Origin of the sequence: Brevundimonas sp., assembly GCF_016463485.1 — a bacterium.
Taxonomy (GTDB): domain Bacteria; phylum Pseudomonadota; class Alphaproteobacteria; order Caulobacterales; family Caulobacteraceae; genus Brevundimonas.
Genome location: NZ_JAEMRD010000005.1, coordinates 21610 through 33087, shown reverse-complemented (window position 1 = coordinate 33087; position 11478 = coordinate 21610). Strand labels below are relative to the sequence as shown.

At 68.0% G+C, this 11478-nt stretch carries 8 protein-coding genes; 2 read left to right on the top strand and 6 right to left on the bottom strand.

Features of this window, described 5'->3' with window-relative positions; translation table 11 throughout:
* Positions 1-2: 2 nt before the first annotated feature.
* Together polA and JHC99_RS01990 are read right to left on the bottom strand one after the other, a co-directional pair.
* Positions 3-2933: a DNA polymerase I gene (polA, locus tag JHC99_RS01995; RefSeq protein WP_292151795.1), complete on the bottom strand. Its 2931-nt coding sequence runs from the start codon at positions 2931-2933 to the stop codon at positions 3-5.
* A 40-nt stretch (positions 2934-2973) separates the two neighbouring features.
* Positions 2974-3612, bottom strand: a complete 639-nt coding sequence (locus JHC99_RS01990) for a DUF2141 domain-containing protein (RefSeq protein WP_292151794.1) — start codon at positions 3610-3612, stop codon at positions 2974-2976.
* A gap of 68 nt (positions 3613-3680) precedes the next feature.
* Here JHC99_RS01990 and JHC99_RS01985 point away from each other — a divergent pair, with 68 nt between their 5' ends.
* Positions 3681-4463 (top strand): LytTR family DNA-binding domain-containing protein, encoded by a 783-nt coding sequence (locus tag JHC99_RS01985; protein WP_292151793.1) that lies wholly within the window; start codon positions 3681-3683, stop codon positions 4461-4463.
* A 164-nt stretch (positions 4464-4627) separates the two neighbouring features.
* Here JHC99_RS01985 and mce read toward each other — a convergent pair whose 3' ends face one another.
* From mce to JHC99_RS01965, 4 genes are all read right to left on the bottom strand, one after another.
* A complete protein-coding gene (mce, locus tag JHC99_RS01980) occupies positions 4628-5050 on the bottom strand; it encodes a methylmalonyl-CoA epimerase (RefSeq protein WP_292151792.1) in 423 nt (140 codons plus the stop codon).
* Positions 5047-7206, bottom strand: coding sequence for a methylmalonyl-CoA mutase (gene scpA, locus JHC99_RS01975; protein ID WP_292151791.1), 2160 nt, complete (start codon positions 7204-7206; stop codon positions 5047-5049). The genes mce and scpA overlap by 4 nt, the downstream gene beginning before the upstream one ends.
* Positions 7206-8585: a methylmalonyl-CoA mutase family protein gene (locus JHC99_RS01970; RefSeq protein WP_292151790.1), complete on the bottom strand. Its 1380-nt coding sequence runs from the start codon at positions 8583-8585 to the stop codon at positions 7206-7208. Before JHC99_RS01970 ends, scpA begins: the two co-directional genes overlap by 1 nt.
* A gap of 172 nt (positions 8586-8757) precedes the next feature.
* Positions 8758-10752, bottom strand: coding sequence for an acetyl/propionyl/methylcrotonyl-CoA carboxylase subunit alpha (locus JHC99_RS01965; RefSeq protein WP_292151789.1), 1995 nt, complete (start codon positions 10750-10752; stop codon positions 8758-8760).
* 150 nt (positions 10753-10902) lie between these two features.
* Here JHC99_RS01965 and JHC99_RS01960 point away from each other — a divergent pair, with 150 nt between their 5' ends.
* Positions 10903-11319, top strand: coding sequence for a GIY-YIG nuclease family protein (locus JHC99_RS01960; protein WP_366927698.1), 417 nt, complete (start codon positions 10903-10905; stop codon positions 11317-11319).
* Positions 11320-11478: the final 159 nt, after the last annotated feature.

The following is an 11478-nucleotide window of genomic DNA, read 5'->3' as shown; positions in this document are numbered from 1 at the left end:
CCTCAGTGCGCCTCGTCCCAGTTGAGGGCGGCGCGGGCGTCGACGACCAGGGGGACGCTGAGCTTGATCGCGGGCTCGTCGGCGGTCTCCATCACGCGGCGGATGACGGTCATGGCGCGTTCGGCCAGGGGTTCGGGGGCCTCGAACACGAGTTCGTCGTGGACCTGGAGCAGCATCTTCACTTCCGACAGGCCGGCGTCGGCGAGGGCCGCGTGCATCCGCATCATGGCGCGGCGGATGATGTCGGCGGCGGCACCCTGGATCGGGGCGTTGATGGCGGCGCGTTCGCCGAACTGACGCTCGGCGCCCGACTTGGAGTGGATGGCCGGGATATGGATCTTGCGGCCGAACAGGGTGGAGACGTATCCGGCGGTGCGGACCTCGGCGCGGGTCTTGTCCATATAGTCTCGGATGCCGGGGAAGCGCTCGAAATAGGTCTTGATATAGGCCCCGGCCTCGCCCTGATCGATGCCCAGCTGGGCCGCCAGACCGAAGGCCGAGATGCCATAGACGATGCCGAAATTGATCGCCTTGGCGCGGCGGCGGGTCTCGGCGGGCATGCCCTCGACGGGGACGCCGAACATCTCGGACGCGGTGGCCGCATGGATGTCGAGCCCGGCCTTGAAGGCGCGCTTCAGCTCGGGGATGTCGCCGATGTGGGCCAGCAGGCGCAGTTCGATCTGGGAATAATCGGCGCTGATCAAGACGTTGCCGGGGGCGGCGATGAAGGCCTGGCGGATCTGGCGGCCGATCTCGTTCCGGACCGGGATGTTCTGGAGGTTGGGGTCCGACGAGGCGAGGCGGCCGGTGGTGGCGGCGGCCAGTTGATAGGAGGTGTGGACCCGGTTCGTGGCCTCGTCCATCGCCGCGACCAGGGCGTCGGTATAGGTGCCCTTGAGCTTGGACAGCTGGCGCCAGTCGAGGATGGCGCGGGGCAGGGGGTGGGTTTCGGCGAGCGCCTCAAGCGTCGCGGCACCGGTCTCCCACTGGCCCGAGGCGGTCTTCTTGCCGCCGGTCAGGTTCAGTTCGCCGAACAGAAGCTCGCCGATCTGTTTGGGGCTGCCGATCGAGAAGGGGCGGCCGGCGATCTCGTGGGCCTGGATCTCCAGCTCGGCCATGCGGATGCCGAACTCGGACGACAGGCGGCGCAGGCGGTCGGGATCGACGCGGATGCCCTCCAGTTCCATCCGGGCCAGGACGGCGGGCATGCCGCGCTCCAGCGTCTCGTAGACGGTCATCAGGCCGGCCTTGGCCAGCCGGGGCTTGAGGATGCGCCAGAGCCGCAGGGTGACGTCGGCGTCCTCGGCGGCATAGGCGGTCGCGGGTTTCAGCTCGACGTGCTTGAACGATTTCTGGGCCTTGCCGGTCCCGGCGACCTGTTTGAACGGGATGGGGTCGTGGCCGAGGTGCAGCCGGGCCAGCTCGTCCATGCCGTGGCCGTGCAGGCCGCCCTCCAGGACGTAGGAGATCAGCATGGTGTCGTCGATGGGGGCGACCCGGATGCCGCGCCGGGCCATGACGGCCATGTCGTACTTGCCGTTCTGGGTGACCTTGAGGACGCCCGGGTCCTCCAGCAGGACTTTCAGTCGAGCCAGGGTGGTGGACTTGTCCAACTGGGTCAGGGGCTCGCGGGTGTCGGGCGTATCGCCGAAGTCGAGCCCCCCGGCACCGGCCATCGGCGGATGCTCGTGCGTCAGGGGGATGTAGGCTGCGTCGTTCGGCCCAATGGCCAGGGAGACGCCGCACAGACCCGCATGGGTGGCGGACAGGGCGTCGGTCTCGGTGTCGAAGCCGACGACGCCGGCCTCGGTCGCGCGGGCGATGAAGGCGTCGAGCGCCTCCAGCGTCTGGATGCACTGGTATGAGTCGTGATCGAACGTCTGGGCCTCGACATCGGCATTGACGGCCTGGGGCGCGTAGCGCGGCGAGATGACCGGGGCGGACGGGACGCGCGGGGCCGGGCGGTTCTGGGGCGCGGTGAAGGCCTGGCCGTCGTGGGCCGCCGTCTTGCCGTCGCCGACGCGGCGCAGCAGGGAACGGAACTCCATCGCTTCCAGAAAGGCCGACAGGGTCGCCGGATCGGGATCGCGCACGGCGAAATCCTCGATCGCCTCGGGCGCAGGGGCGTCGCAGGTCAGGCGGACCAGTTCGCGGCTGAGCAGGATCTGGTCCCTGAAATTGATCAATGTCTCGCGGCGCTTGGGCTGCTTTATTTCTCCTGCGCGCTCCAGAAGCGTGTCGAGGTCGCCGTACTCGTCCAGCAGTTGGGCCGCCGTCTTGGGGCCGATACCGGGGGCGCCGGGGACGTTATCGACGCTGTCGCCGATCAGGGCCTGAAGATCGACCATCTTGTCCGGCGTGACGCCGAACTTCTCCATCACGGCCTCTTCGGCCAGACGGCGGTCCTTCATCGGGTCGTACATGACGACGCCGCGCCCGATCAGCTGCATCAGGTCCTTGTCGGACGAGACGATGACGGCCTCGCCGCCCGCGTCGCGCGCCTTGCAGGCATAGGTGGCGATCAGGTCGTCGGCCTCATAGCCCGGAAGTTCGACGCAGTGGACGCCGAAGGCCGCGGTCGCCTCGCGCACCAGGGGGAACTGGGGGATCAGGTCCTCAGGGGGAGCCGAGCGGTTGGCCTTGTACTGGTCGTAGAGCTCGTTCCGGAACGTCTTTTCGGAATGGTCGAAGATGGCGGCCAGGTGAGTGGGGCCGTCCGCGCCCTTCATGTCCTGCAACAGCTTCCACAGCATGTTGCAATAGCCCTGGACCGCTCCGACCGGCAGGCCGTCCGACTTGCGCGTCAGGGGCGGCAGGGCGTGATAGGCCCGGAAGATATAGGCCGAGGCGTCGATCAGATAGAGCCGCAGCGGCGGCCCGTCCTGGGTCAGGGGGCGGTCGGTTTCGGTCGCTTCGGCGGTCGTGTCGGACATCCCGGCAACATAGGGCCCGAGCTCGCCCCCGTCACCCGCCTCAGCGCAGGATGGCGTTCATCGGGTTGCGCAGGATGATGCGCTGGGTCGCGCCGGTGGTCCCGACCGCGAAGGCAGCGCTGTCGAACGATGGCGGGCCCAAGCGGGCGCGGGCGTTGTTGGAGAAGCCGAACGGCTCGCGCGGCAGGCCGAACGCGCCCTTGCCCAGTTCGCCGTCGCCGTCGACGTCCTGGAAGGCGGCAATGGCATACCGGCCGGGCTGTAGCCCCTGGACGAAGGCCGTGATCTGGCCGCTGCGGTTGCGGGTCAGCATCAGGGTGCGAATGGGGCTGCGGTTGCGGCGGAAGCTGTCGGCGTCGCGATAGATGGCGACCGCGACCCGGCCCGTGGGCTGGGGCGTCTCGAATTCCAGCAGCAAGGAGGTCTGGGCCGGGCGACCAGTCGAGGGCGGGCGCTGGCTGGGCATGGGCACGGCCGAGGGACGGGTCGATCCGCCAGACGGCGCGGTGACGGCGGGACCCACGGGGCCCGGTCCGGGGGCGACGACGGGATTGCCGCCGGGGCGCGTCGGCGGCGGCACGGGGACGCGCCCGGTCTGCTGCGCCCAGGCGATGCCAGAGGGGGCGACGCCCGACGCGGCGGCGAGGGCGATTGCGACGAGGGCGAGGATGCGCTTCATTCCGGGGCCGTTTCGTGGTCTCAAAGCCTTACTCCCCCAACCATGACGACCAAGCGCCCCCGATTGCAATGACTCACAACCCGATTCCCCAACAGAGCGTGGCGGCGCGGCCCGTAACCCTCGGACTGGTGCGCGGCCTTTTGGTGGCGGCAGCGGCGGGGGGTGTGCTGGCGTTTTCCGGTGCCTTCGGGACGGTGGAGGCACCGTTGTGGATGCGGCTGGTCTATTGGGTGCCGGTCATGTTGGCCGGGGCGCTGTGGGGGCAGCTGTGTTCCTGGCTGGTCCAGCGGTGGATCGACCTGGACGAGAAGCCGTGGCTGACCGTGGCGGCCCTCACCCTGTCGATCTCGGGGCCCGTGTCGGTGCTGGTCTGGCTGGTGACCGGGCTGGTGTTCGATGGCCATGTCTATCCGCTGAGGGCCCTGCCGTTGATGGTCGGGCCGGTGGCGCTGATCACCCTGACGATGAGCGCGATCAACGTCTTCCTGGCCAAGGCCCAGCCGGTCCAGACCCATGCTGCCCCTGTCGGGGCCGCGCCCGCCCGCTTTCCAGATCGCTTGCCGCCGAAGCTGCGGGGCGCCGTGATCCGCGCGGTTCAGGCCGAGGATCACTATCTGCGCATCCACACCGATCGGGGCTCGGACCTCATCCTGATGCGGCTGTCGGATGCATTGGACGAGTTGGAGGGGCTGGAGGGGGCTCAGACGCATCGGAGCTGGTGGGTGGCGCGCGACGCCGTGCGCGACGTCAGCCGGGGCGACGGCCGCGCGACTCTGGCGCTGGCCGGCGGGGTGACGGCTCCGGTCAGTCGGCGGTATGCGAAGGCGTTGCGGGATGCGGGTTGGTATTAGTTTCTTCCGCTCATCCCGACGAAAGCCGGGACCCAGTGCTTTGGGCGATCATCGCTTACGATAAGCGGAGACCCCCATCCCAGACACCCTGCCTCACAACAGAACTGGGTCCCGGCTTTCGCCGGGATGAGCGGAAAAGTGGATAGACCGCGGTCCGCGCAGGTTCAGTGGCCAGCCTTGGGCGTTTCCATCAGCTCGATCAGGACGCCGCCCATCTGTTTGGGATGCAGGAAGACGACCGGGGTGCCGTGGGCGCCGATGCGGGGTTCGCCGGTGCCCAGGATGGTGATGCCCTTTGACCGCATCTCGGCGACGGCGGCGTGGATGTCGGCGACCTCGAAACAGACGTGGTGCTGGCCGCCGGACGGGTTCCTGGCGAGGAAGCCGACGATGGGACTGGTCTCGTCATAGGGTTCGATCAGCTCGATCTGGGCCGTCGCGGTGTCGATGAAGCAGACCTTCACGCCCTGCGCCGGCAGGTCGAACGGCTCGCCGATCCGGGTGGCGCCCAGGATGTCGCGATAGAGCTTGATCGACTCGGCGATCGACGGGGTGGCGACCCCGACGTGGTTGAGATTGCCGATCATGCGGACTCTTTCTGCGGGACGGGCTGGGCGTAGCCGAGGCGCTGGTTCAGCTTCTCGATCAGGTCCACGGCCGTGTCGGCCACGGTCGAACCGGGCGGGTATACGGCGGCGGCGCCCATGTCGATCAGGGGCTGGACGTCGGACGGAGGAATGACCCCGCCGACCACGATCATGATGTCGGGCCGCCCGAGACGCTCCAGTTCGGCGCGCAATTCGGGTACCAGGGTCAGGTGGCCCGCCGCAAGGGACGAGGCGCCGACCGCGTGGACATTCTTCGCCACCGCGTCGCGCGCGGCCTCGGCCGGGGTCTGGAACAGTGAGCCGGCCGTGACGTCGAGGCCAAGGTCGCCGTATCCAGTGGCGATCACCTTCTGGCCCCGGTCGTGACCGTCCTGGCCCAGTTTGGCGATCAGGATGCGGGGCGGGCCGCCGTCGTTCTCGACGAAGGTGGCGACCATATCGCGGGCACACGCGAACCGCGCGTCTTTTCCGGCCTCTTTCGAATAGACGCCCGAAACCGTCTTCACCGAGGCGACGTGGCGGCCGAACGCGGCCTCCAGCGCGTCCGAAATCTCGCCGACCGTGGCGTGGGCGCGGGCAGCCTGGACCGACAGTTCCAGCAGGTTGGCGGTACCCCTGGCGCCTTCGGTCAGGGCGGTCAGCGCGGCCTGAACGGCGGTTTCGTCGCGTTCGGCGCGCAAGCGTTTCAGCTTGTCGATCTGGGCCGCCAGCACCGCCGCATTGTCGACCTTCAGCATCGGGATGTCGTCGGGGGTGTCGTTCAGATAGCGGTTCACCCCGACCACGGTCTGTTTGCCGGTGTCGATCCGCGCCTGGGTCTTCGCAGCCGACTCCTCGATGCGCAGCTTGGGGATGCCGGCCTCGATGGCCTTGGCCATGCCACCCAGGGCCTCGACCTCGGCCATGTGGGCGCGGGCCTTTTCGGCCAGTTCGTGGGTCAGCCGTTCGACGTAATAGCTGCCGCCCCAGGGGTCGATGGTGCGGGTCAGGCCGGTCTCGGTCTGGAGCAGGATCTGGGTGTTGCGCGCGATCCGGGCCGAAAAGTCCGTGGGCAGAGCAAGTGCCTCGTCGAGCGCATTGGTGTGCAGTGACTGGGTCTGGCCGCCCGCCGCCGCCATGGCCTCGACCATCGTCCGGGGCACGTTGTTGAACACGTCCTGCGCCGCGAGGCTCCAGCCCGAGGTCTGGCAGTGGGCGCGCAGGGACAGGGACTTGGGATCGACCCCGCCCTCGCGCCGCACGGCTTCGGCCCACAACAGGCGGCCGGCCCGCATCTTGGCCACCTCCATGAAGTAGTTCATGCCGATGGCCCAGAAGAACGACAGGCGCGGTGCGAAGGCGTCCACGCTCATGCCCGCCGCGACGCCCGCTCGGAGATAATCGATGCCGTCCGCCAGGGTGTAGGCCAGCTCGATGTCGGCCGAGGCCCCCGCCTCCTGCATGTGATAGCCGGAGATGGAGATGGAGTTGAACTTGGGCGTTTCCTTCGCCGTCCAGGCGAAGATGTCGGCGATGATCCGCATGCTCGGTGTGGGCGGATAGATGTAGGTGTTGCGGACCATGAACTCCTTGAGGATGTCGTTCTGGATGGTCCCGGTCAGCTTGGCGTGGGGGACGCCCTGTTCCTCGGCGGCGACGACATAGAGGGCCAGGATCGGCAGGACGGCACCGTTCATGGTCATCGAGACCGACATCTGGTCCAGCGGGATGCCGTCGAACAGGGTGCGCATGTCAAGGATGGAGTCGATGGCGACCCCCGCCATGCCGACGTCGCCCTTCACCCGCGGATGGTCGGAATCGTAGCCCCGGTGGGTGGCCAGGTCGAAGGCGATCGAGAGCCCCTTCTGACCGGCGGCGAGGTTGCGACGATAGAAGGCGTTGGATTCGTCGGCCGTCGAGAAGCCCGCGTACTGGCGGATGGTCCAGGGATTGCCCGCGTACATGGTCGGATAGGGACCGCGCAGGAAGGGTGCGAAGCCGGGTAGTCCGTGTACGGATTCATTGCCGTCGATGGCCGAGGCATCGTAGGCGGTGGCAATCTCGATGCCCTCGGGCGTCAGCCAGGGGTCGCGGGCGGGGCCGGTTCCGGTGGCGGACAGGTCGAGCTCGGCCCTGGTGAAATCGGGAAAAGTCATCAGTTGGCCCCCTCGAAGGCGGCGGCGAAGCGGATGGGGGTCAGCGGTTCGCAGGTGTCGGCGTGGGCGGCGGGCGCGGGCGTGGGTGAGGGCTCGACGGGGGCCGGGCGGACCTCCTTGTCGACGAATTTAGTGACGCCGATGATCTGTTTGGCACCGTGGTCGAAGGCGGCTTGCAGACCTGCGCGGCAGCCGGCCACCCGCATCTGGATGGCACCGCCCTTGAGCGAGGCGACCACGCCGCCCTCGCGTTCGATGCGCTGGAACTCGGCCCAGGCGGCGGTGGCGAGGTCATGGGTGCGGCTGTCGAGGAACCAGGAGCCGGCGGCGGGATCGTCCACCCGGCCGAGGTTGGCCTCCTCCATCAGGACGAGCTGGGTGTTGCGGGCCTGACGCCGGGCGGAGGCGTCGGGGCGACCGCTGGCGCGGGTGAAGCCGTCCAGGACCACGGCATCGGCCCCGCCGACGGCGCCGGCGAACCCGGCGGCGGTGAGCCGGAGCAGGTTGGGCCAAGGGTCGCGGGCGGCCAGCATCCGGCGTGACGAGCGGGCCTCGATATTGGCGGGGATGTCGAGCCCAAAGGCCCTGGTCACCGAGGCCCAGAGGATCCTCAGGGCACGGACCTTTGCCAGGCTGTCGAAATATTCTGCGTCCACGGAGACACCGAGGACCGTGCCGCGCAAGGCCCCTTCCGGGCTCATCCCGACCTCGACGGCGGCCTTCACATAGGCGACGGCGCTGGCGAGGGCGAAGCCGAGTTCCTGGCCGATCGAACCGCCCGCCTCATGCACGACCCGGCCCGTGGCGAGGAAGAAGGTCGCTTCGGGATAGGCCCCGGCGTGGCGGTCGGCGGTGTTGGCGGCGAGGGACAGGTGTTCGGCGATGGCGCGGGGGGAGCCTCCGGCCTGGGCGAAGGCCGAGATCGGGTCCATGTGGAACATCAGTTTGGCGCGCGGCGAGCCCTTGGCCACGACCGCCAGGGCATTGGCGGCGTCGGGGCCGTCGATCCCGGCGTCGAGGCCGACGGCGGCCAGTTCCAGCGCCACATTGGCCAGGGATTTCGCCAGCGGTTCGGAGTCGGACAGGACGCCGCCGGACAGGATCACGCTGGCAGCCCCACCCTCGAGATCGGTCAGGACGGCGGCGTTGACGGTCTCCGGGTCTTCGCCCTCGACCAGGGTGCGCACGTCCCAGGCGCGGCCTTCGGCGTCGGAGGGGCGCGGCGCGAACAGGGGGGTGACGCCGGTGGCGGCGGCATAGAGCGGCCGGATCGCGAGGTGGTCGGCGTCGAGATAGAGCAGGGAGTCGAGGGGTTTGTCCTTGAGCGCCTTGGTCGCCGAGTCGCGCCATTGCTCGGGGGTGGGGACTGGGAAGGTCATGCGGAGGCGCTCCATCCAGACGCCGTCACCCGCGGGCTTGACCCGAGGGCCGGACGTGGGGCGAGACCGATCGTTGAATGAAGCACGGAACGCGGCTCGCCCTGCTGCACTGCCTGCCGAGGGTCCGGCCCTCGGGTCAAGCCCGAGGGTGACGGAGGGGAGGGATAGGTCATCATTCAAACTCGACCAAAACGTCGTCGGCGGCGACGGGATCACCCGCCTTGGCGCCGACCAGTTTGACGACGCCGTCGCGCTCGGCCTTCATGATGTTCTGCATCTTCATGGCTTCGATGATGGCGACGGTTTCGCCGGTCTTGACCTCCTGGCCGGGCGAGACGGGGATGGCGACGACCAGGCCGGGCATGGGGGACTGGATCAGTTTGGAGGTGTCGGCGGCGACCTTTTCCGGCAGGCGGGCGAACAGTTCGGCGAGGCGCGGGGTCAGGACGCGGACGCGAGCCTTGGTGGCGCGGCTGCGAATCTCGAAGCCGTCGGCGACGCGGCGGACCTCGGCGGTGAAGGGCGTGTCGTCGAGGACGGCGCGGAACTGGGCCTGGCCGGGCCGCCAGTCGATGTCGGACAGGCTCAGGGCGCGGTCCTCGCCGGACAGCTCCAGCCTCAGGGCCTCGTCGTCGTCATAGGACAGGCTGACGCCGATGGGGTCGCGATCGATCATGACGACCCAGTCGGTGCGGTCCGACGGATCGCCCGCCTGTTCGGAAAGGATTTCATGCATGGCGACGGCGCTGGCGACCATGATGTCGCGCTGGAGCGGACCGGCGGGCAGGCCGTGGAAGCCGTCGGGGAACTCGTCGACGATATAGCTGGTCGACAGATTGCCGGACCGGAAACGCTTCTGATCCATCACCGCCGCCAGGAAGGGGACGTTGTGGCCGACGCCGTTCAGATGGGTGTCCTCCAGCGCGCGGGCCATGCCTTCGACGGCACCGGCACGGGTTGGGGCCCAGGCGCACAGCTTGGAGATCATGGGGTCGTAGAACATGCTGATCTCGTCGCCCTCGCGGACGCCGGAATCGTTACGCACCGTGTACGGACCAATCGGGGATTCATGCTCGCCCTCCTCGGCCGTTTCGTAGCGGACCAGGCGTCCGATGGAGGGCAGGAAGCCGCGATAGGGGTCCTCGGCATAGATGCGGCTCTCGATGGCCCAGCCGTTGATCTTCAGGTCGTCCTGACCGAAGGCCATGGTCTCGCCCGCCGCCGAGCGGATCATCTGTTCGACCAGATCGACGCCGGTGATTAGCTCGGTCACCGGATGCTCGACCTGCAGCCGGGTGTTCATTTCCAGGAAGTAGAAGCTGCGGTCCTGACCCGCCACGAACTCGACCGTGCCGGCGGAATCGTAGTTCACGGCGCGGGCCAGGGCGATGGCCTGATCGCCCATCAGCTTGCGCGTCGCGTCGTCGAGCAGGGGCGAGGGCGCCTCCTCGATGACCTTCTGGTTGCGACGCTGTATCGAGCATTCGCGGTCAAACAGGCTGACGATGTTGCCGTGTTTGTCGCCCAGCACCTGGATCTCGATGTGGCGCGGATTGACGATGAATTTCTCCAGGAACACCCGGTCGTCGCCGAACGCGGTCAGGGCCTCGGCCTTCACCGCGGCGAACCCCTCGGCCATGTCGGTTTCCGAATGGGCGACGCGGATGCCCTTGCCGCCGCCGCCCGCCGAGGCCTTGATCATGACCGGATAACCGATCTCGGCGGCGATCTGGACCGAATGCTCGGGGCTTTCGATCAGACCCATGTAGCCGGGCACGGTCGAGACGCCGGCTTCGGCCGCGAACTTCTTGGACGTGATCTTGTCGCCCATCGCCTCGATCGCATAGGGGTTCGGGCCGATGAAGGTGATCCCCTCGGCCTCGAGCCTGCGCGCGAACACCGGGTTTTCCGACAGGAAGCCGAAGCCGGGATGCACGGCCTCGGCACCCGATTTCCGCACCGCGTCGACGATCTTGTCCTGGATCAGATAGGACTGGGCCGCCGGCGACGGCCCGATATGGATCGTCTCGTCGGCCATCTCCCAGGCCTTGGACCCGGTGTCGGCGTCGGAGTGAACGAGCACCGTCTGGATGCCCATCTTGCGCGCGGTCTTGATGATCCGAACGGCGATCTCGCCCCGGTTGGCGATGAGGATTTTGGAGAACATGGGGCGGTCCTAGGCTTTACAGATCGCCGTCATCCTAGGCCTTGTGCCTAGGATCCAGACTCTCGGTATGGATCGTGGGTTACCGTCGCCGACGGTGTTTCTGGATCCTCGGGACAGGCCCGAGGATGACGATGGAGGGGTGAGAAGCTGATGGTCACTCGCGACGGAATTATCGCCTGCTACATGATGTCCAACCAGATGCACGGCTCGATCTACATCGGCGTGAGCGGCGATCTCATTGCTCGCATTGGCCAGCATCGGGAGGGGCGCGGCAGTCGGCACACCAGCAAATATGGGCTCAAGCGCCTGGTCTGGTATCAACCGTTCGAGTTGATGACGGTGGCGATCCAGCGGGAGAAGTCGTTGAAACGCTACGAGCGCGATTGGAAGTGCAACCTGATCGAGCGGATGAACCCGGACTGGTCGGACCTGTACAACAGCTTGGTCACCGGGGGCGTGGCTGTGCCGCCCGACCCGGACCTGTACCGTGACTGGACGCCGAAAGAGGCCGAGCCGCCCAAGCCGCGCCCGCTGCCCAAGGACTGGCCGACGTCCGACGAAGAGTGAGGCTCCATCGACCCCACACGCCGTCACCCTAGGCCCCTCGGGACCGCGCCGCTTGCGCGGCCCGCCCAAGGGCAAGCTTGTGCCTAGGGTCCAGACTCCCGGTGTCGCCCGTGACCCACCGTCCTCGACGGTGTCTCTGGATCCTCGGGACAAGCCCGA